The organism is Rhizobium sp. SRDI943 (genome assembly GCF_057653695.1).
In genome coordinates this window covers 1,400,441-1,422,021 of record NZ_CM172787.1, presented here as the reverse complement: position 1 = coordinate 1,422,021, position 21,581 = coordinate 1,400,441, and the positions used below count along the sequence as shown (strand labels likewise).

The following is a 21,581-nucleotide window of genomic DNA, read 5'->3' as shown; positions in this document are numbered from 1 at the left end:
ACCGGGCCTTTATCGTCAGCTGCGGTAGAGCCAGAACGGCATACCACGATCGCGATCGCGCCACTCGCGGCGCTCCTGCCAACGCTCGGCACGCCACCGCCGCGAGTGACGGCGATCATCGCGCCAGTCGGATCGGCGCCAATCGCGCCCATCGCGCCAGCCACGATTGTCACGGCCGCGATCGCCTCGCCAGCCACGGTCATCACGGTCGCGATCACCTCGCCAGCCATCACGAATTTGAACGATATCGCCCTGCGTCGACACCGTCGGCCGCTCGCCCGGCATGGCGGCGGCCGGTGCCACGGACGCGAAAGCCGCACCGACGGAAATGGTTGCGGCGAGAAAGAGATGTGCGAGCTTCATGGCTGTTTCCTCGTTGATGATGAGGCGAAGATAAGCGGACGCGGCTGAATTGGCGGTGAAGCAGCCCTTCACACGCGGTTCATCAAACGATACGTGCTGTCTGAAAAGTCTGCTGGTGCGATCGATCGAAGCAACGTCGAACCCAGGCTACGGTTTAGAAGGCGGTATCGTAGGGGAAAGATGGTGCAGCCAACCAGAGCATTCTGGAACCAGTCCGCCTTCGTTCCTGACGGAACTACGACGCGACAGCCTCCGCTTAGCTGCTCTCTTCGGCTCGCCGAGCCGAAGCTCACGGAGCGTAGGCTGGTGCCCCCGCCAGGGTTCGAACCCGGGACCCCCTGATTACAAATCAGGTGCTCTACCAACTGAGCTACAAGGGCAATAATTGCCCAACTAGCAGATTCTATGATTCTGTAAAGGGGAAATCCGTGTCTGCGTCGACTGGTCGGCTGCAGCTCAAAACGCTTGGCGATAGAAAACGCCCTTGTCGCACAAGGGCTTTATCCTTTAGCTAGGGTAGCATCATAAAGGGCATTGCATGGGCCGTTCATTTCAGACGCTTTCCTTTCTCGCCTCACCGACGACGGAGGCGCTTGCCGCGCGTGAGGAGTTGATTGGCCTCTATGGTGACGTACCGGCTGACGAAGCCGACGTCATCGTCGCGCTCGGTGGCGACGGTTTCATGCTGCAGACGCTGCACAACACCATGAACTCCGGCAAGCTGGTTTACGGCATGAATCGCGGCTCGGTCGGCTTCCTGATGAACGACTATCGTACAGACCGGCTTCAGGAACGAATCTGCGTCGCCGTCGAAAACGTCTTCCGGCCATTGCAGATGACGACGGCCAACGCCGACGGCACCAACTCGACGGCGCTCGCCATCAACGAGGTCTATCTTTTTCGCCAGTCCTATCAAGCCGCGAATCTGAGGGTTATGGTGGACGGGCGCGTGCGTCTGGAAGAACTGATCTGCGACGGGCTGATGGTGGCGACACCTGCCGGATCGACGGCTTATAATCTTTCCGCCCATGGCCCGATCCTGCCGCTCGAGGCGCCGCTGCTCGCCATGACGCCGGTCAGCGCTTTCAGGCCGCGGCGCTGGAGAGGTGCTCTGCTGCCGAACAAGGTGACCGTCGATATCGACATTCTCGAGCCGGAGAAGCGGCCGGTGAATGCGGTGGCCGACAATACCGAGGTCAAGTCGGTGCTGCATATCCGCATCGCCCAGTCGGAGCATGTGACGGCGCGCATTCTTTCTGATCCCGACCGCTCCTGGTCCGACCGTATTCTCGCCGAGCAGTTCAAGGATTGAGACGATGGCAATGCGACGGATATTGATGACCAGCCTCCTGCTTGCGGGATGGAGCATCACAGCGCAGGCCGCGCCGGCGCAGGATGCCCTCCTGCCGGCATCGGTGATTTTCGCGACCAGCACCGGCTATTGGGAGGACGACGGCAACGCACCTGATGTCGAGCGGGCACCGACGGGCGCCGAGAGCGTTGCCGGCTCCGAAGGAGAAGGGACGCAGCGCCACGGCTACTACAAGCTCTTTGCCGTGCGCCAGCCGGACAGAACCTCGAAGGTCTATCTGCAGCAGATTGCCCAGACCGAGGCCGGCCCGGCGATCGCCTCGACCATCGAGTTGCAGGAGTTCAGCGACCTGAAGCCTTACGTGACCGATATCCGCCCCGAGAATTCCAACGGCATCATCAAGCAGCCGGGGCTCTTCGCCACGGTCTATCTGAAGACCGACCCCGCCGCGGAGCCGGATGGCTGGACCGTGCTGATCGACGAATTCGGCGACATCACCGTTGAGAAGGCGACGAATTGAACGGCTGGGAATTGTTCAGGGGGGCATCCAAGAGATGAAACTGGGCTTTCGCGACGGCGTCCTCTACGACGAGAAGAGGTCGGACTGGGACGCCGCCGGACCCAGACCCATCAGTTGGTCCCTCTGGTACCCCGCCGCCGATGACGCGCGGAAAAGCGATATACCGGAAAGAAGCTGGTTCCAGAAAGCGGCCGTCGCCCGCGATGCACCCATCCGGCCGGAGGCCAGGCCCTATCCCCTTGTCCTGTTGTCGCATGGCACCGGCGGATCCGCGGCCGGGCTGGAGTGGCTGGCGCGACGCCTGGTCGATCGCGGATTTGCCGCGCTCGGCGTCAGCCATCACGGCAATACCGGCATCGAGCCCTATCGCGCTGAAGGCTTTGCCTGCCTCTGGGAGCGGGCGCCTGATCTCAGCTACATGCTCGACCACCGGGATGCGTGGCTCAGCGATCTCTCAGGCCATATCGATACGAACAGTGTCTTCGCAGCCGGATTTTCGGCCGGAGCCTATGGCGTGATGCTGCTGCTTGGCGCTATCGCCCAGTTCTCGCAGTTCGAACCATCGAGGATGAAGCCGGGTGGCGCGCGCGGACCGAGAGAATTTCCCGACCTTGCCGATCATATCCCGGCATTGCTGCGCACCAGCGATGTGTTTCGCGATTCGTGGTCCCGGATGTCGAAGTCCTACCGAGATGACAGAATCAGGGCCGCCCTCATCTGCGCGCCGGGTCGGTCCGTTCTCGGTTTCAGCGAGGAAAGCCTGAACGCTGTCGATGCGCCCGCCCTTATCCTGGTCGGTGATGCCGACAAGGCAGCACCGGCCGAAGAATGTTCGTCGTGGCTACATGCGCGGCTGCGGCGCAGCGTCCTTAAAATCTTCGGCGGCGGCCTTGGGCATTATGTCTTCGTGCCAGAGGGCACGGCGCTCGGCCTTGCCTTTGCGGCAGAACTCTTTACCGATCCCCCGGGCATCGAGCGCGCAGCCGTTCATGAAGAGATTGCCGATCTGTCGGCAGCGCTGTTTCAAGACAGCGGCATCATCGCGGAAAAGACGACGAATTGAGGAGCCCCCGGCGGTAAGACGCATTTGCTCCGCGCAGATGACCCTGCATGCAAATGCTGTCACCGATCCTGCTCTTTCACAGTGTCACCGGCGAAGGTTTCCTTCATCGCGCGAAGGATGATGACTGCCGAGGCCGCGCCTGGATCGATATGTCCGAGCGACCTCTCGCCGAGCCGGGCCGCTCTTCCCCGAGTTGCAACCATGGAACGGGTCGAATTCGCACCGGTTTCGGCCGCCTCCAATATGCTGGTCCACATTTCGAGGCTTCCGGCCGCCCGCGCCCGCGCAGTGACGGCGGCTTCGGTCGCGGGGATCCAGGCATCGAGCATCGTCTTGTCGCCGCGCTGGCCCTTTCCACGCTCCCTGATGCCGGCCGTCATCGCCTCGACGATCGCCGCCTGATCGGCGGTTGAAAGGTGTTGGTCCTCTTTCAGGACCTGGGCAGCCCTGCGAAATGCCGTGGCGTAAAGCGGTCCCGTGGATGCACCGACGGCATTCAGAAAGGCTGTCGCCGCCGACGTGAACACCTCTGATGGAAGCATGTGATCGAGGTCGAGTTTTGCGAGTTCCCCGTTCACCGCCGTGAAGCCGAGCACCATGGTGATTCCATGATCGGCGTCGCCGATAGCCCCGTCCAGATCCGAGAGACGGTCCTTCTCCGCCGTGATCGCAACGGAGATGCGATGAAACATCCTGCTAAGGTGGCGCGCCGCGCTTTCCGACATCATGATCCTCCCAGTTCGAGCAGGATGCGGCCCGTGTCAGCCGGGCGCATCGCTTATACCTTCAGTTCGCGACCCGCAGGAACGCGGTATCGCAAGGATGATGCAACAACTCCGTCAATTCCTGATCGAGGTGCAAGATCGATATGGATGCACCGACCATGTCGAGCGAGGTGCAATAGTGTCCCACCCAATTCGCCTCTATCGCGATGCCTTTCGCACTCAGCCGCTGCTCGACACGTCGGAAGAGAATATAGAGCTCCATCAGCGGCGTTGCGCCGAAGGAATTGACCAATACTGCGACGCGGTCGCCCGATGCCGGCTTCATTTCCGCGAATATGCGATCCATCACCCGATCGGTGATTTCATCGGCGGTCATCATCTTTTCGCGAATGACGCCGGGTTCACCATGGATGCCCATGCCGATCTCGATGTCGTCGGGGCCAATTTCAAAGTTGTGGCGACGGGTCTGGGGAAGCGAGCACGGTTCCAATGCAACGCCCATCGTAAATGTCCGTGCGTTGGCCTTGCGCGTCGCCGTTTCGCAGGCGGCAAGCGACAGCCCGCGGTCGCAGGCCGCTCCGGCGACCTTGAAGATGAAGAAATTGCCGGCGACGCCGCGCCGGCCCTCCCTGTCTTCCAGCGGCGATGAGGCGATGTCGTCCGTCGTCACGACCGTGCGGACCGCGATGTTTTCCTCCGCCGCCATCTCGGCTGCCATCTCGAAATTCATGACGTCGCCGGCATAGTTGCCGTAGACGAAAAGCACACCCTCTCCGCCGGACGCCGCCCTGGTGCATTGAAGGATCGGGCCGGGAGGCGGAGACGAGAAGATATTGCCGACAGCAACGGCATCGGCAAGCCCCTTCCCGACATAGCCGAAGAACGCAGGCTCGTGTCCCGTGCCGCCGCCGATCACAAGACCGACCTTGCCGGCGCGCGGTCCCGTCCGGGCAACGAGCGCACGGCGAGAACTGTCGACCGGCGCGAGATAGGCAGCGTGCGCCTTCACTGCGCCATAGAGCATTTCCTCGACGACCTCGTCGGGGTTGTTCAGAAATTTCTTGATGTGAGTGCGAAAACCGGTCGCTGACGGCGGCGTGCCAATTTCGACCCTCGGGCGCTGTAAAAGCTTCTGGTCGACCTCCGTCACACCGTCCGCATGCAGGATGCCGCGACCCGTCGCGGCGTCGGTGATCAGCACGTTGACATAGCCGCCGCGAAGGGCTGCGAGGATTGCCGGCACCTTGTCGAAACCGCCGGCGACAGCGATACGCAGACCGATCTTCTTCAGCATGTCGAGTGATATTCCGATCGTGCGGTCGTCAAGCGGCCCCGCGACCGGGCGGCCCTGCCCGTCGATGAAACGTCCGGCGACGATGCCTGCGGCATCCTTTGCCAGATATTGCTGCAACGATACCGATTCGAAGAATCCGCTGGTATGGATGGTCGAATTGGGGCGCATGGAGGCGATACCGAAAATCACCTTGTTGGCGTGTGAAAGCGCCTCGAACTGACTTTCGATCAATGGCTCGCGCAACAGGATATTGCGGACATCGGGAGCGGATACGATTGCCGGAGCTGCGATATTGATCAGCCGCGCGTCCACGGCATCGGCAAAGGCGGCTGCGCAAAGTTCGGGTGTATAGGCGAATGTCGCACTGGTTCCGCCGGTTGCCTGGACCACGGTGACGTCCTGCAGGCCACTTATCGAGGTCTGCTCACCGACCGCCATGACCGTGCGGCCCCAGACGACGGCCAGCGTATCACCGGATTTCACAAGCCTCTGCAGCGCTTGAGCGCCTGCGCGCCCGAGACGGTCGATGAGCGGGCGGGTATTGTCGTCGCTCGGAACGACGAGACAGTCCTGCAGACCGAAATGCCGTTTCAACTCCTGAGCAATCGTCAGCGAACTCAGGCGCGCCGGCTCGATGGAGATATTGACGATTCCGCGGGCGCGCGCATCGGCGAGATAGCTGTTCACCGTTGCCCGCGAAATTCCCATGGTATCGGCAATGTCGCCCTGCGTCATGCCGTCCTCATAATAGAGCCAGCAGGCCCAGACATAGGGATCATCGCCAAACCGCAGCGGGATGGGTTCCGACGCATCGTCAGCGCTGTTTCGCACGCTACCGTTCTTCCGCGCTGATGATGTCTTGACGGTCATGCTTCCTGGTTTCCCTGCGATGTTCAAATCGCCCGCGAAGATGAGCGCAAAGGCTCCGGTTTTCAACATTCTCCGCACAATGATTTCCGGCCGCCAACGCAGCCGGAAAGGTGATACTCGGGAGGATCACGGGGCTCTCACCAAAACCCGCTGTTTTTATGCGGATGGCCGAAGCCTTGCCTCTACGCCAAGCGCGAGCGACTGGAGGATCAGCGCGCAGGAAGTGGCGCCAGCATCCAGAACGCCAAGCGAACGTTCGCCGAGCCTGCTTGCCCGGCCGATCCTTGCCACCAGATCGCGGGTGCTGTCCCGGCCGGCCTCCGCCGCTGCGACGAGAACATTCAGCGATTCCGCAAACGACTTTCCGTCGCTATTGGCCAGATCGAACGCCTCTATGGCGGGCACGAGCGCATCGAGAAGGGTCTTGTCGCCCACTTTTGCGGACCCGATCGCCTGAATACCTTCAAGACCATTGTGCAGCATTGCGCTGAACATCCCCGCATCGATCTGCGCAGCCTTTTCGATCGTTTCAGCGAACTGAATGAACATGACGCCGTAGAGCGGCCCCATGGACCCGCCGATTTCCGTCATCAGCACCGTGCCGAGCGTGTCGAGAGCTTCGGCGAGCGACATGTCTGCGCCCTTGATCCGTTCGGCTGCCATGCCAAATCCCTTGGCCATGTTAACCCCATGATCGCCATCGCCGATCTTGCCGTCAATCTCGCTGAGATAAGCGCGATTCTCGATGATCCGATCCGCGAGCGAGAAAACGATGTCGCCTGAGGAAGCGTTGTCAAATTGCTGCATTCGCTTGGTCTCCCATCAAGGCATTGCCGGGCAGTGGACATCGACGTCGAGTAGCGTCTTCAACTCGTCGTCAAGCGCCATGACGGTCAGCGTCGCACCGACCATTTCCAACGAGGTGAAGTAATTACCGATATAGGTCTTGTAGATTTTCAGTCCGCGCCCGGTAATCTCGGTTTCGATCGTGTCGTGAAGGATATAAAGCTCGTTCAAGGGCGTCGCGCCGAGGCCGGAGACGATGACGGCCACTTCGGTTCCCGATGCCAGGCCGTGATCGTCCAGAACGATCCTGGCCATTTCGCGTGCGACCTCGGCGGCAGGCTTCAACGGCTCGACCCGGACCCCCGGCTCGCCGTGATGGCCAATGCCGACTTCCATCGTGCCCGGCGCAATCTGGAAGTTGGGATGCCCAACGGCGGGCAGCGTGCAGGGACCGAGGCCGATGCCGATGGAGCGGCAATTGTCGATCGCCCTTTGCGCTGTCGCCTGCACTTCCTCGAGGCTCGCCCCCTGCTCCGCTTTGGCGCCTGCGCATTTCCACATGAATATCTCGCCGGCGACGCCACGTCGCTTCTCGCGCTCGTCCGGTCCGGCCGAACATACATCGTCATTGGCGACGACGGTCGCGATCGTGATGCCCTCCTTGGCGGCAAGCTTGATCGCCATCTTCACGTTCATGTTGTCACCGGCATAATTGCCGTAGAGGCAGACGACGCCGTTGCCGCCATTGGCCTCGCGCGCGGCATCGAGAAAACTCTTGGCCGTCGGCGACGAAAACAGCTCACCCACCGCGACGGCATCCAGCATGTTGCGTCCGGTATAGCCGATAAAGGCGGGCTCATGGCCGGAACCACCGCCGGTGATGACGCCGACCTTGCCCGCGACGGGCGCATGGCGCGCAACGATGACGCGCGGATTGCCGTTGCCGAGCCTGACCATATCGGCATGCGCCTTGACGAAGCCCTTGACCGTATCCTCGACGACCTCGTCCGGATTGTTGATAAACCGCTGCATGGTTCCTCCTGTTTTCCGCGTGTCAGACAATGGTATAGCCGCCATCGATCAGAAGATCCGCGCCGTTGATCATCTCGGCGCCGCTCGATGCCAGAAACACCGCCGCCGCAGCGATCTCCTCGGGATAGGCGAAGCGTCCCGTCGGGATGCGCTTCTTCAGCTCCTCTCCGCGCGGGTTATCCCAGGCCTTTCTTCCAAGCTCGGTTAGAACCACCGTCGGCGAAATCGTATTGACGGTTATGCCGTATTTCCCCCACTCGGCGGCGAGCGTCTTGGAAAGGCCAATGACGCCGAATTTGGAGGCGCAATAGGCCACGTGCTGATCGATGGCGACCGTGCCGGCCTGCGAGGCGATATTGATGATCCTGCCGCCGCTGCCCGCCTTGAGCATGACCCGGCCTACAGCCTGACAGACGAGGAACGTTCCCTTGAGATTGATGTCTATGGTTCTGTCCCAGGCCTCCAGGGTGAGATCCTCGGCGGGGGCGAGCATGGCGACACCGGCGCTGTTGACGACGATATCGATATGGGCAAAGGCCGCCTGCGCCGCAGCGATGACGGCTTCCACCGATTGCGGGTTGGAAACGTCGCAGACGAAGGATTTCGCGCCATTTCCGAGGGCGTCGGCCTTGGATTTCGCGACCGTTTCATTGATGTCGATCACGCCGACGACCGCGCCCTTGGCGGCAAATGCCGATGCGATGGCATCGCCGATGCCGGAGGCGCCGCCCGTTACCAGGGCGACCTTGCCGCCCAGCGAAAAATTCAGATCAATCTGTTTTGAATCGGTCATGGATCTTTTCCCGGCTTGTCTGAGAAATGGGGCGGGCGCACCCGCCCCACACAATGGATTATTTACGTGTTGCGAGCAGCTTGTCGACATTGTCGGCCGTCACCGGCGTCCACGGCACATTGTAGTTCTTGTCCTTGCCGTCGTTCCACGGCATATCCTTGTAGGTCGCCCAGATATCGGACTGCGGCTTGTAGTCGCCCTTCTTGGCGTGGAAGATGGCCAGGTCGAGAGCGCCCTGAGCCTGTGCACGTGCGTCCTGCAGGATCGACGTCATCTCGCCGGCCTTGACGGCGCGAAGAGCGTCGGTGATGCCGTCGATGCCCGCGATCGCAAAGCTCTTCTCGTCGAGCCCCGCAGCCTTGATCGCCTCGATGGCGCCGAGCGCCATCTCGTCGTTCTGGCCGATCACGCCGTTGATCTGTTTCGGATGCGCGGTCAGCCAGTTTTCCATCAGCGTCTGCGCTTCGGCACGTGACCAGTTCGCCGTCTGGTCTTCGAGGACCTTCACGTCAGGGCATTCGGCGAGCGCCTTCTTATTGCCTTCCAGGCGCGAGATCTGTGCGGACTGACCGACCGGGCCTTCGAGGATGACGACATTGCCCTTGCAGCCGAGCTTGTCGAGGACGGTCTTGGCTTCCATGTAGCCCGAGATGGTATCGTCGGAACCGACATAGGAGGTCAGCAGGTCGGAATTGACGCGGGTGTTCGAACCGATCACCGGAATGCCGGCATCCACCGCCGACTGTACGGCTGCTGCGCCTGCATCGACGTCGATCGGTGCAAAGATGATCGCATTGTATTTCTGCGTGACCATCGTCTTGAACTGATCCTGCTGAACCAACGCGTCATAGCGACCGTCGAAAACAGTCAGCTCGACCTCCCCGCTCTTGACGGCCGGGTGCTCCTGCATCGCCGCCGCCCAGATCTGCATGAACTCCGCATTGAGGCCGTAAGGGGCTGCCCCGATCTTGATCTTTTCCTGGGCCACGGCCGACGAGGCCAGCAAAGCAGTCGCCGAAGCGAGCGCAATCATAAGCTTTCTCATCTCAATCTCCTCCACTTTAAGTTTTAGCGGCCGACATGGCTCGCCTCTGCAACAGGCCGGCAAGGGCCGGCACGGTTTCCGATGGGGCTCAGGCCCCGTAAGTTCGCTTCTGGTCGAGCATCACAGCGCCGACGATCAGGGCACCTTTCAGGACCTGCTGGTAGTAGGATTGGATCCCCATCAGATCGAGGCCGTTGTTCATGACGCCGATGATGAGCGCACCGATCAGCGTGCCCGTCACCCGGCCGACACCACCCGACAGACTAGTGCCGCCGATGACGACCGCCGCAATCGCGTCCAGCTCATAGGCAATGCCCGCCTGCGGCAGGGCCGATCCCGTCCGGGCGCTGAGCAGCATGCCGGCAAGACCGGCAAGACCGCCGGAAATGACATAGACAGTGAAACGAATGCGGCCGATGTCGATACCGGAGGTCTTTGCCGCATGCGGATTGCCTCCGACGGCATAGATGTAGCGGCCGAAGCGCGTCCGGCTGAGTATCCACCACGAAGCCGCGAAAACGACGGCGAGAATGATGACGGGGGCCGGAATGCCGAAGACGTCGCCGGTGCCGATCCACCGGAAGGCCGGCGTCAGCGCGGGAACGGGGCGACCGCCGCCATAGATCAGCGTCAAGCCGCGCGCGGCCGAAAGCATGCCAAGAGTGGCGACGAAGGCCGGAACGGAAAATCGCGAGACGATCGCCCCTGAAATCGCGCCGCAGGCAACGCCAACCAGGATGCCGACCGCAAGTCCGATGGCCACCGGATAGGGCGCACCGGCGATCGCCGCCGTAGCGGAGGTCGTCGAGAAGCTGGCGCTGACAATGCCGGCAAGCGCCACGACGGAGCCGACCGAAAGATCGATGCCGCGCGTCAGGATCACGAAGGTCATGCCGATGGCAAGCACGCCGTTGATCGAAGTCTGCAGGAGCACATTGGAAATATTGCCGCCGGTCAGGAAGAACTCGTTCGAGAACGAAAGGACCACCACGAGAAGCAGAAAAGCGAGAAAGATACCGTATTCCTGTATCAACAGCCGCCGCCGATCCGAACTGAACCAGCCGCCGGCATTGCTATCATCGCTCTCTGACACTCTTGCTCGCTCCTCTGGCGCCGTAAGGATGACCTGATCCTGATCAGGTCGATAGGTGGACGAGTGATTGGGCATCCGTTTCCTCCCGGCTGTAAATTCCCGCGCTCCTACCGGCGCGCATCACCATGATACGGTCCGACATGCCCAGAACTTCGTCGATTTCCGATGAGATCATCACGACCGTTCCGCCGGCCGCGGCAAAATCACAGATGATGCGGTAGATTTCGCGCTTGGCGCCGACATCGACGCCACGTGTCGGCTCATCGAGGAGCAGCACCTTCGGATTGCGCAGGAACCATTTTCCGAGCACCACTTTCTGCTGATTGCCGCCTGACAGGCCCGAGACCGGCATGGTGTCACGGGCGGCCTTGATCTGAAATTGCGCCTGGATCCGACGACTGGCCTCGGCCTCGCGACGGCGGCTCATGGCAAAGGAAGGGCTCATCTCCGGTAAGCTTGCCATACAGATGTTGGCGCGAACGGAGTCGGAGAGATTGAGGCCCGTCAGCTTGCGATCCTCCGTCACCAGCGCCAGGCCATTTGCCATCGCATCCGCCGGCTTCGACACGGAGATGCGGGCACCATCGACGACGATCCTGCCGTCGGAGGATTTTTCGAGGCCAAAAAGGCAATTGAAGATCTCGGTTCGGCCCGAGCCCATCAGCCCGTAGATGCCGAAGATCTCGCCCTTGCGGGCGGAGAAGGAAATGTCCTCGATCTTGTTCGGGCAACTCAGCGCCGTAACCTCGAGGCCGGTTTCGGATGTCGGCGTATTGGTCTTGACATATTCCTCGGCCAGTTCCCGGCCAACGATCATCCGGATGAGATCAGGACGGCTGATCTGCTTGAGGTCTCCGCTGCCGACATAGGCACCGTCGCGAAACACGGTATAGGAATCGGCGATCTGGAAGATTTCCGAAAGCCGGTGCGAGACATAGACGATGCCGCGTCCCTGCCCCTTCAGGCGCCGGATGGCCGCGAAGAGCTGCTGAGCCTCTTTCTCACCGATTGCCGAGGTTGGCTCGTCCATGAAGATGACCTCGGCATCGTGGCTTAGCGCCTTGGCGATCTCGACGAGCTGCATCTGCGCAACGGAGAGGTTCATCATGTACTGGGTGGCGCGGATATCGAATTCGAGATCGTCGAGAAGCCCTTGGGCGGAGCGGTTCATCGTCCGGAAATCGATACCGCCGAAACGTGTCGAGGGCTCGCGGCCGAGATAGATGTTTTCCGCTACCGTCATGTGCGGAACCGGGCTCAACTCCTGCTCGATGATGGCAATGCCGGAGGCGAGCGCGTCGGCGGGGCTGGCAAAGTCTACGTCCTTGCCACGACGGCGGATCGAGCCAGCATCGCGATTATGGATACCCATGAGGATCTTGAGAAAGGTCGACTTGCCTGCGCCGTTGCCGCCGCAAAGTGCGTGGACCGAGCCGGCGCGAAGTTCGAAGCGGCCGTCGCGCAATGCCGCGACACCACCAAAGGACTTCTTCAGCCCTTCCACATCCAGCAAAAGCTCCACCCTTTTCTCCTCCACACATGCACCGGCAACCGATTGGCGGGAGCCGATCGACATCGGTGATCTCCAGCCCCGATATCGACAATGACATTATTCGACATCGACTCGACAAATGTCAAGTCAGTGTCGAACATATAAATGCGAGGGCGGCTCAGCGGACCTTCCGCCATCGTCTCGAGGTGAAACGATAAGTTCTTACGCCGAACCAGAGCTATGATCGCCTCGACGATCGAGCCGCTGAAGCGCGCCGGACTTGCCAGCCTTCCAAAACAAAAAAGCCCCGTCTCCGGGGCTTTGTTACTTCAATCTATCGTCAATCCGATCAGTCGACATCCTCGACGACCGCATCGGCGGCGCCGCTGATGCGATGGGCAAGTGCTGCTTCCATGAACTCGTTCAGGTCGCCGTCGAGAACGTCGTCCGGCGCGCTGCTGGCGACGCCGGTGCGCAGGTCCTTGACCATCTGATAGGGCTGCAACACGTAGGAGCGGATCTGGTGGCCCCAGCCGATCTCCGTCTTGGAAGCGGCTTCGGCACTGGCGGCGTCCTCACGCTTCTTCAATTCGGCTTCATACATGCGGGCACGCAGCATGTCCCAGGCCTTGGCGCGGTTCTTGTGCTGCGAGCGCTCCTGCTGGCACTGCACGACGATGCCCGTCGGGATATGCGTGATGCGCACGGCCGAGTCGGTGGTGTTGACGTGCTGGCCGCCGGCGCCCGACGAACGATAGGTATCGATGCGGCAGTCGCTTTCGTTGATCTCGATCTGGATCGAGTCGTCGACAACCGGATAGACCCAGATCGACGAGAAGGAGGTGTGGCGGCGCGCATTGCTGTCGTAGGGCGAGATGCGCACCAGCCGGTGTACGCCCGATTCCGTCTTCAGCCAGCCATAGGCATTATGACCCTTGACGAGCAGTGTCGCGGACTTGATGCCCGCCTCTTCGCCATCATGGACTTCGAGAAGCTCGACCTTGAAGCGCTGGCGTTCGGCCCAGCGGGTGTACATGCGCAAAAGCATGTTCGCCCAGTCCTGGCTTTCGGTGCCGCCGGCGCCGGAATGGACTTCGAGATAGGTGTCGTTGCCATCGGCTTCGCCGGAGAGCATGGCTTCCACCTGGCGGCGCGCGGCCTCGGCCTTCAAGGCCTTCAGCGTGTCTTCGGCTTCCTTGACGACGCTCTGGTCGCCCTCTTCCTCACCAAGCTCGATCAGCTCGATATTGTCGTTCAGCTGCTGTTCGAGCTGCTTGACGCCGTTGATGCCGTCATCGAGCTGCTGGCGTTCGCGCATCAGCTTCTGCGCTTCGGAAGCGTCGTTCCAGAGGTTCGGATCCTCTGCCTTGTTGTTCAACCAGTCCAGCCGTCTTATCGCTTGGTCCCAGTCAAAGATGCCTCCTCAGCAGGGTGATAGCCTGCTTGGTTTCATCGACCACGTTTTCGATTTCCGCTCGCATTTTCCTGCTTCTCTGTCTCGGTCTTCTTCAGGTGCTGGTGACATAGAGACGCCCGCCGCGGATGTAAAGGGCCGCAGCGGGCGTATAAAATTCAGGCCCTCGGTCAGAACAGGCCGGGCGTGCCGGTCTGGACGGCCTGGTTCGCCTGCGGCGAAGTCTTCAGGATTTCCTCCGGCGCCATGGTGCTGTCCATGCCGATCACGGAGAAGCTGTCGGCCGGGCCGGTGCCGGGCTTGAAGGCCTCGATGATGGTGTTCGGATCGCCTTCGCCGGCCGCCATGCCGGTCTTGCGGTCGATCGAAATCAGGTTCATGCCTGATGGAATGACGAACTTCGATTCCGGCGTGTCCTTGACGGCAGCCTGCATGAATTCGTTGAAGATCGGGGCGGACAAGACGCCACCGGTGCCGCCGCGGCCGAGCGGGGCCGGCGTATCGAAGCCCATATAGAGGCCTGCGACCAGATCCGGCGTGAAGCCGACGAACCAGGCATCCTTCTCGTCATTGGTGGTGCCGGTCTTTCCGGCGACGTCGCGACCGCCGAGATCGATCTTGCCGGCAGCGGTGCCGCGCTGGATGACGCCCTGCATCATCGAGGTGATCTGGTAGGCGGTCATCGGGTCGAGAACGGTTTCGCGATTGTCGACGATATTCGGCTCTTCCTGGTTCTGCCAGTCGCCGGCGTTGCAGCCCTCGCAGAGACGCTCCTCATGCTTGAAGATCGTCTTGCCGTAGCGGTCCTGGATGCGGTCGATCAATGTCGGCTTGATCTGCTTGCCGCCATTGGCGATGACCGAATAGGCCGAGACCATGCGCAGCACCGTCGTGTCGCCGGCGCCGAGCGACATGGAGAGAACCGGCAGCATGTGATCATAGATGCCGAAGCGCTCGGCATATTCGGCGACGATGTTCATGCCGAGATCGTTGGCGAGGCGCACCGTCATCAGATTGCGCGAATGCTCGATGCCCGAACGCAGCGTAGACGGGCCGCCGGATTCGCCGCCGTAGTTTTCCGGCCTCCAGACCTGGCCGCCCGAGACGATCTCGATCGGCGCGTCCATGATGACCGAAGCCGGCGTATAACCATTGTCCATCGCCGCCGCGTAGACGAAAGGCTTGAACGAGGAGCCCGGCTGACGCATCGCCTGGGTGGCGCGGTTGAACTCGGACTGGGCGTAGGAGAAGCCACCGACCATGGCGAGCACGCGGCCGGTCTTCGGATCCATGGCGACCAGACCACCTTGCACCTTCGGCGGCTGCTGCAGGCGATAGGAGGTCGACGCGTTGTCACCGAGCTTTGCGACATAGACAACGTCACCGGGGGACACGGCGCCGACCGGCGATTTCGTGGTCTTGCGGGCGCCGTCGGCCGAACGGAAGGCCCACTGCATGTTCTTGGCGTCGATCGTGCCGCGCTGGCGATCGGCCTCAACCTTGCCGCTTCCATCCTTGCCCGGCTGTAGGCCGATGTCGACGTTCGAGTCGGATACGGCGAGTACCACGGCAAGCCGCCATTCCGGCACATCGGACAGTGCGGGAATATCGGCAAGCGCTTTGCCCCAATCACCGCTCGCATCGATCTGCTTGATCGGGCCGTGGAAACCGCGGCGCTCGTCGTAAGTGACCAGACCGTCCTGCAGCGCCTTGCGGGCAGCGAGCTGCATCTGCGGATCGAGCGACGTGCGCACCGAAAGGCCGCCCTCATAAAGGACCTTTTCGCCGTACTGGTCGATCAGTTGGCGGCGCACGGCTTCGGCGAAAAAATCCGAAGCAAAGAGCGAGGGGCCGGTGGTGCGGGCGGTGACGCCGAGCGGCTGCTTCTTGGCTTCCTCGCCGTCAGGCTGGCTGACATAGCCGTTCTCGACCATCCGGTCGATCACCCAGTTCCGACGCTCGAGCGCAGCTTCCGGATGGCGGAACGGATGGTAATTGGCAGGACCCTTCGGCAGCGATGCCAGATAGGCGGCTTCGGCGACGGTCAGTTCGGTGACGGATTTGTTGAAATAGGTGAGTGCTGCGCCGGCGATGCCATAGGAATTCAGGCCGAAAAAGATCTCGTTCAGGTAGAGTTCGAGGATCTTGTCTTTGCTGTAGGCCTGCTCGATACGGAAGGAGAGGATCGCTTCCTTGATCTTGCGGTCGATCGTCTGGTCCGAGCTCAAAAGGAAATTCTTCGCCACCTGCTGGGTGATTGTCGAGGCACCGACCGGGCGGCGGCCGGAACCGAAATTCTGCAGGTTGACGAGGATTGCGCGGCCGAGACCGGTGAGATCAACGCCCGGGTGATTGTAGAAATTCTTGTCTTCGGCCGACAGGAAAGCGGCCTTCACGCGGTCGGGAATAGCCTGGATCGGCAGGAAGAGACGCTTTTCCTTGGCGTATTCGGCCATCAGAGCGCCGTTGCCGGCGTGCACGCGGGTGGTCACCGGCGGCGCATAGCTGTTCAGAACGGCATAGTCCGGGAGATCCTTCGCGACATTGGCGAGATAGATGGCAATACCCGCCGCCGCGACCAGAAACAGGACGCAGGCCATTCCGAAGAAATATCCAAGAAGTCTAACCATATTTCAGCTACCGGTCTCTTCGATCTTCAATCGGCGCAGCCGCAACGATTGCACAGATCAAGGCAATTTGCACGTTGCGCGGCTTACTCTATGAGCGCTACCGCCACAAGCCGAATTCCGCGCCTCAGGCTGCGAAACATAAGCCGGAGTAACGGCGTGAATGTGAGCAAAATAGGGCTGTCTGCGCCGCATTCACCGCTGCGGCCGCGTTTCATTAGAACTGTCACATCCAAGCAACGCCCGGCGCCGCCGTCAATCTGAGGTATCTTGCTCAGAATTTGATTCATGCGGCGCACTTAAATCTTTGTTTTCATGCATGTCGCCGTACTGCAACCGCTACAGATCTTTAGGCGGCGGCCGTCAGCCGCCATTCGCCATGACGGCGGCGCGGTATCGCTTGACTGCGTCGGTCAAGAGACCGGCGATCTTGCCGCGCCAGGCCTCGTCGAGCAGCAGTTTCTCGTCCTCGGCATTCGAGAGGAAGCCGATCTCGAGAAGGATCGACGGCACGTCAGGCGCCTGCAGCACGCGGAAGCCGGCATGACGGTGCGGATTGTTGATGGTGCCGACCTGATCCTTGAAAGAATTCAGCACGCTCTCGGCCAGCGAGATCGAGAAGGCCTGCGTCTCGCGCCGCGTCAGATCGAGCAGGATGTCGGCAACCTCCGGCGGCTCGGCGACCGTCTCCTTGCCGGCGATCTGGTCGGAGAGGTTTTCACGTTCAGCAAGGTCGGCGGCGAGCTTGTCGGATGCCTTGTCGGAGATCGTGTAGACGGTCGCGCCGCGGATATCCTTCTGCTTCAGCGTGTCGGCATGCAGCGAAATGAAGAGGCCGGCATGATTCTGGCGGGCGATCAGCACACGCTGCGAAAGCGACAGGAACTCGTCATCTTCGCGCGTCAGGAAAGCCTTGATGCCCGGTTCCTTGTTCAGCCGGTCGGTCAAGGCCTTCGCGAAGGCAAGCGTCACCTGCTTTTCCTCGGTCTTGGTGTCGACGCCGATCGCGCCGGTGTCGATGCCGCCATGGCCGGCGTCGACGGCGATGACGAAATCGCCGGGCGCAGCCTTTTGCGGTGCCGGAATGGCGCTCGTCGTCTGAGCCGCCTCAGTCCGGTCGCTCCAGGATTGCGTCTTCACCAGTTCGGCAAAGGCCTTCTTGTCGATCATCTCTGCATCGAGCACGAGGCGATGGCCGTTGCCCGTCTCATCGGCCTGCACCTTGGCAAGCGCCAGCTTCACCGGCCCTGTCGTCGTCAGCACGATGCGGGCGCTCTCTTCGTCCATCTTGCCGTAGCGGATATCCTTGAACAGGCCGCGGGCGGCAAGATCCTTCGCCGCAAAACCGAAGGCGGTCGCCGGCAAGTCGACGACGATGCGTTCCGGATTGGCGATATAGTGGACGGAGAAACGCGGCTCGCGATCGAAATCAATGACGATGCGGGTCCTTGCGTCGTCGCCGACGATGCGCGCGCCATAGGCAAGCAGCGGATCCTTGGCCTCGACGGAGCTGGCAGCTGCCGGCAGCAGACTAACGACCAGAAGCGCCGCCAGAACCCGCCTTGCGAATGTCGATCGCCGCGCTGCGGATTTCGCCGCGATCCGAGCCCTCTTAAACAATAAACCGCCACACCCTATCTGTATTGCGATGGACCCGACGCGGCTGCGGCCAACGTCCCTGTGACGAAACACCCGCTGCAGCCTGCCGAATCGCGATCACTTTATCCCCAGCTTCTATGCGTTGCGAAATCCATCAATATTATGGCACATTTGGCTTTTCCCTTGCTATTGTGACACAGAAAACATACAACGAATTTCAGGGTAAAGTGTTGACGGGATAGAGTCGCCGCAAAGGCTGCCAGCCAGATCAGGACCTGGCGCCACACCGGTCATCGTCCGCCGTCTCATGCGCTTAATCCCTAGAACTGGATCCTGATTTTCCGGCTTATTGTCGGAATTCATTGGTGGATCAGCCACCACGCTCTCAGGGAGCAAACTCATCGGACCCGAACGGGTCTTCGTATTTGTCGATCACGCTTGGTTGTTGATGGTTTCGCAGCAGGTTTTATCTGAAGTGTACAGGCCCCGGACCGAAATGGTTCCGGCTGCGGTCTGGCTGCTGCCCTCCCCCTCGCATCAGGCGCGACTTTCATTATCCGGCGCGGCTACAGTGGACCGCATTCTTTCTGTCTCAACAGCAGTCGGGAATGCGCTCTCGCGGCCACGCCGAGGAGCACAGCTTACATGGCAGACAAAATGCTTATCGATGCGTCTCACGAGGAAGAGACGCGCGTCGTTGTCGTTCGCGGGAACCGCATAGAAGAATTTGACTTCGAGTCCCAGCACAAGAAGCAGATCCGCGGCAACATCTATCTTGCAAAGGTAACGAGGGTCGAACCCTCGCTGCAAGCCGCCTTCGTCGATTACGGCGGCAACCGGCACGGTTTCCTGGCCTTCGCCGAAATCCATCCCGACTATTATCAGATACCGCTTGCCGACCGTCAGGCGCTGCTTCGGGCCGAAGCCGAGGAGCATCGCCGCGACGAAGACGTCGAGCATGTCGAAACCGCGCCGATGGTCGATCTTTCCAAGCAGGATCAGCCGGATGTCGGCATCGCGCCGGAAGCGGCTGCCGTAACGGAAGAGACCGCAGCGGTAGAGGCCGCGGCATCGCCCGAGGCCGCCGAGGAAGCGCCGGCCAAGAAGGCAAGGCCGCGTCGCAGCCGCAAGAAGGCAGCCGAACCGGTTGCCGAAACGACCGCGACCGAGGACGCTGTTCCCACAGACGTCGAAGCCGAAGGCGCGTCGAGCGTCGACAATGAGGATGACGGTTCGACCGGCGGCGCGATGGCCGCGATGGTGGAAACCGACTCGATCTCCGAGGACGTCGATACCAGCAAGCGTCGCCACGATGACGACGACGATGATGACGATCACGGTGAAGAAGAAGTCATCGAATCCGTCGGCGCCGAAGACGCGATGGAAGAAGTGCCGGACCGCGTGCAGCGCAAGCCGCGCAAGCAGTACCGCATCCAGGAAGTCATCAAGCGCCGCCAGATCCTGCTCGTGCAGGTCGCCAAGGAAGAGCGCGGCAACAAGGGTGCAGCCCTTACCACCTATCTCTCGCTCGCCGGCCGCTATTCGGTTTTGATGCCGAACACGGCGCGCGGCGGCGGCATTTCCCGCAAGATCACCAATCCTGCCGACCGCAAGCGCCTGAAGGAAATCGCGCGCCTGCTCGAGGTGCCGCAGGGCATGGGCGTCATCCTTCGCACCGCCGGTGCCAACCGCACCAAGGTGGAGGTCAAGCGCGACTTCGAATATCTGATGCGCCTTTGGGAGAACGTGCGCACGCTGACGCTGGCGTCCACCGCTCCCTGCCTCGTCTACGAGGAAGGCTCGCTGATCAAGCGTTCGATCCGCGACCTCTACAACAAGGATATCAGCGAAGTCATCGTTTCCGGCGAAGAAGGCTATCGTGAAGCGAAAGACTTCATGAAAATGCTGATGCCGAGCCATGCCAAGGTGGTTCAGCCCTATCGCGACATCCATCCGATCTTTTCGCGTTCCGGCATCGAGGCTCAGCTCGACCGCATGCTGCAGCCGCAGGTGACGCTGAAGTCCGGCGGCTATCTGATCATGAACCAGACCGAAGCGCTGGTTTCGATCGACGTCAACTCCGGCCGCTCGACCCGCGAACATTCGATCGAGGACACCGCGCTGCAGACGAATCTGGAGGCTGCAGACGAAGTCGCCCGCCAGCTTCGCCTTCGCGACCTTGCCGGCCTGATCGTCATCGACTTCATCGACATGGAAGAGAAGCGCAACAACCGCGCCGTCGAGAAGAAGCTGAAGGAATGCCTGAAGAACGACCGTGCCCGCATCCAGGTCGGCCGGATCTCGCATTTTGGCCTGCTCGAAATGTCGCGCCAGCGCATCCGCGCTTCGGTTCTCGAATCGACGACGCAGGTCTGCTCGCATTGCGGCGGCAGCGGCCATGTGCGTTCGCAGTCCTCCGTCGCCCTGCATGTCCTGCGCGGCATCGAGGAATATCTGCTCAAGAACACCACGCACAACATCACCGTGCGCACCACGCCTGACATCGCGCTCTACCTGCTCAACCACAAGCGCCAAACGATCATCGATTATGAGAGCCGCTTCGGCGTTGCGATCATCATCGATGCGGACGGCTCGGTCGGCGCGCAACATTTCGCGATCGATCGCGGCGAGCCGGTGGAAAACCCGGTCAAGATTGAAACCCTCTTCAACTTCGCAGCCATTCCCGAGGATGACGACGACGACATCGTCATCGAAGTGGATGAGGAGGAAGACGAGGAACTCGAGGAAAAGCCGGCCGTTTCCGAGCGGCCCGTCGCGGCCCGCGCGGAAAGCGAAGCCGACGGCAATCGCAAGCGGAAGCGCCGCAGGCGCCGCCGCGGCCGCAACGGCAATGCCGAACAGCCGCTATCAGCGACAGGCGAAGCCGGCGACGAGGATGAGGACGGCGACGACGAGGGTGGCGAAGGTGATGAAAACACCGAAGCCACGCCCGAGACACGTGCCGAAAGCGAGGAATCGCAGCGCCGCAAGCGGCGCCGTCGCGGCAAGCGGGGCGGCCGTCGCAATCGCGCCGAGGATGGTTCGGAACTGACGGCTGGCGAAGCCGGTGAAGACAATGGCGGCGACGAGGACGAAGGCGACGACGTTTCGAACGACGGCGCTCCGAGCGAAGCCGTAGCGGTCGAGGCGATTGCCGAACAGGCCGACGAAGGCCAGGCCGCGATGGCAGCCGTCGAGAGCGCGCCTGTCATAACCGAAGAGGTGAAGCCCGCCCGTGCCCGCGGCCGCCGCAAACCGGCCGCAGCGCCGGTTGAGGAACCGGTTGCAGAGACGGCCCCTGCGGTCGAGGCCGAACCCGAACTGGTAGAAGCCTCCGCCGATCTCGAAACATCGGTTCAGGAAGAGGCAAAGCCGGTTCGCGCCAACCGCGAATCCAACATCTCCTCCTCCGAGCCGACGGTGAAATCCACCCGCGTCGAGAATGTCGAAGGCGATGACGGCAAGCCGAAGAAAGCCGGCTGGTGGCAGCGCCGTGGCTTCTTCTGAACGCTGATTTTTGGACGTAAACACTGAAATCCGGCCGCGGCGACGC

Annotated in this window: 16 protein-coding genes and 1 tRNA gene; 4 read left to right on the top strand and 13 right to left on the bottom strand. The window is 61.4% G+C overall.

Annotation, left to right across the window (positions count from 1 at the left end):
- Positions 1 to 15: 15 nt before the first annotated feature.
- Complete coding sequence (locus AC245Y_RS07145; RefSeq protein WP_017993643.1) at positions 16 to 435, bottom strand: hypothetical protein; 420 nt, start codon at positions 433 to 435, stop codon at positions 16 to 18.
- 232 nt (positions 436 to 667) lie between these two features.
- Positions 668 to 743: transfer RNA gene (locus AC245Y_RS07140), tRNA-Thr, on the bottom strand.
- A gap of 158 nt (positions 744 to 901) precedes the next feature.
- Here AC245Y_RS07140 and AC245Y_RS07135 point away from each other — a divergent pair.
- Genes AC245Y_RS07135 through AC245Y_RS07125 form a run of 3 tightly spaced genes read left to right on the top strand, consistent with a single transcriptional unit; the run spans position 902 to position 3,258 of the window.
- Positions 902 to 1,675 (top strand): NAD kinase, encoded by a 774-nt coding sequence (locus AC245Y_RS07135; RefSeq protein WP_017993642.1) that lies wholly within the window; start codon positions 902 to 904, stop codon positions 1,673 to 1,675.
- A 4-nt stretch (positions 1,676 to 1,679) separates the two neighbouring features.
- Positions 1,680 to 2,195 carry a hypothetical protein gene (locus tag AC245Y_RS07130; RefSeq protein ID WP_012757006.1) on the top strand — a complete coding sequence of 172 codons (516 nt, stop codon included), beginning with the start codon at positions 1,680 to 1,682 and terminating at the stop codon, positions 2,193 to 2,195.
- Positions 2,196 to 2,229: 34 nt separating this feature from the next.
- Positions 2,230 to 3,258: an alpha/beta hydrolase family protein gene (locus AC245Y_RS07125; RefSeq protein WP_017993641.1), complete on the top strand. Its 1,029-nt coding sequence runs from the start codon at positions 2,230 to 2,232 to the stop codon at positions 3,256 to 3,258.
- Positions 3,259 to 3,317: 59 nt separating this feature from the next.
- On the opposite strand, the gene dhaL (AC245Y_RS07120) is transcribed toward AC245Y_RS07125, so the two are convergent.
- The 11 genes from dhaL (AC245Y_RS07120) to AC245Y_RS07070 all read right to left on the bottom strand — a co-directional run bounded on the left by dhaL (AC245Y_RS07120) (position 3,318) and on the right by AC245Y_RS07070 (position 18,049).
- Entirely contained in the window at positions 3,318 to 3,983 is a 666-nt protein-coding gene (gene dhaL, locus AC245Y_RS07120; protein ID WP_012757004.1) for a dihydroxyacetone kinase subunit DhaL, read from the bottom strand.
- A 61-nt stretch (positions 3,984 to 4,044) separates the two neighbouring features.
- Positions 4,045 to 6,147 carry a bifunctional sugar-binding transcriptional regulator/dihydroxyacetone kinase subunit DhaK gene (locus AC245Y_RS07115; protein ID WP_012757003.1) on the bottom strand — a complete coding sequence of 701 codons (2,103 nt, stop codon included), beginning with the start codon at positions 6,145 to 6,147 and terminating at the stop codon, positions 4,045 to 4,047.
- Positions 6,148 to 6,303: 156 nt separating this feature from the next.
- Positions 6,304 to 6,954: a dihydroxyacetone kinase subunit DhaL gene (gene dhaL / locus AC245Y_RS07110; RefSeq protein ID WP_012757002.1), complete on the bottom strand. Its 651-nt coding sequence runs from the start codon at positions 6,952 to 6,954 to the stop codon at positions 6,304 to 6,306.
- A 15-nt stretch (positions 6,955 to 6,969) separates the two neighbouring features.
- On the bottom strand, positions 6,970 to 7,965 hold the full coding sequence (locus AC245Y_RS07105) for a dihydroxyacetone kinase subunit DhaK (RefSeq protein WP_012757001.1): 996 nt from the start codon (positions 7,963 to 7,965) through the stop codon (positions 6,970 to 6,972).
- 22 nt (positions 7,966 to 7,987) lie between these two features.
- Positions 7,988 to 8,758, bottom strand: coding sequence for an SDR family oxidoreductase (locus AC245Y_RS07100; protein WP_012757000.1), 771 nt, complete (start codon positions 8,756 to 8,758; stop codon positions 7,988 to 7,990).
- A gap of 58 nt (positions 8,759 to 8,816) precedes the next feature.
- Positions 8,817 to 9,803 carry a substrate-binding domain-containing protein gene (locus tag AC245Y_RS07095; RefSeq protein ID WP_012756999.1) on the bottom strand — a complete coding sequence of 329 codons (987 nt, stop codon included), beginning with the start codon at positions 9,801 to 9,803 and terminating at the stop codon, positions 8,817 to 8,819.
- 88 nt (positions 9,804 to 9,891) lie between these two features.
- Positions 9,892 to 10,896: an ABC transporter permease gene (locus AC245Y_RS07090; protein WP_011651405.1), complete on the bottom strand. Its 1,005-nt coding sequence runs from the start codon at positions 10,894 to 10,896 to the stop codon at positions 9,892 to 9,894.
- A 43-nt stretch (positions 10,897 to 10,939) separates the two neighbouring features.
- On the bottom strand, positions 10,940 to 12,418 hold the full coding sequence (locus AC245Y_RS07085; RefSeq protein ID WP_012756998.1) for a sugar ABC transporter ATP-binding protein: 1,479 nt from the start codon (positions 12,416 to 12,418) through the stop codon (positions 10,940 to 10,942).
- A gap of 319 nt (positions 12,419 to 12,737) precedes the next feature.
- A protein-coding gene (prfB, locus tag AC245Y_RS07080; RefSeq protein WP_012756997.1) for a peptide chain release factor 2 occupies positions 12,738 to 13,869 on the bottom strand; the annotation gives its coding sequence in 2 pieces (ribosomal slippage) (positions 12,738 to 13,799 and positions 13,801 to 13,869; 1,131 coding nt in all).
- Between the two features lie 103 nt (positions 13,870 to 13,972).
- A complete protein-coding gene (locus AC245Y_RS07075; RefSeq protein ID WP_017993637.1) occupies positions 13,973 to 16,432 on the bottom strand; it encodes a penicillin-binding protein 1A in 2,460 nt (819 codons plus the stop codon).
- 360 nt (positions 16,433 to 16,792) lie between these two features.
- Complete coding sequence (locus AC245Y_RS07070; RefSeq protein WP_017993635.1) at positions 16,793 to 18,049, bottom strand: N-acetylmuramoyl-L-alanine amidase; 1,257 nt, start codon at positions 18,047 to 18,049, stop codon at positions 16,793 to 16,795.
- A 624-nt stretch (positions 18,050 to 18,673) separates the two neighbouring features.
- Here AC245Y_RS07070 and AC245Y_RS07065 point away from each other — a divergent pair.
- Positions 18,674 to 21,535 (top strand): Rne/Rng family ribonuclease, encoded by a 2,862-nt coding sequence (locus AC245Y_RS07065; RefSeq protein ID WP_012756994.1) that lies wholly within the window; start codon positions 18,674 to 18,676, stop codon positions 21,533 to 21,535.
- Positions 21,536 to 21,581 lie beyond the last annotated feature (46 nt).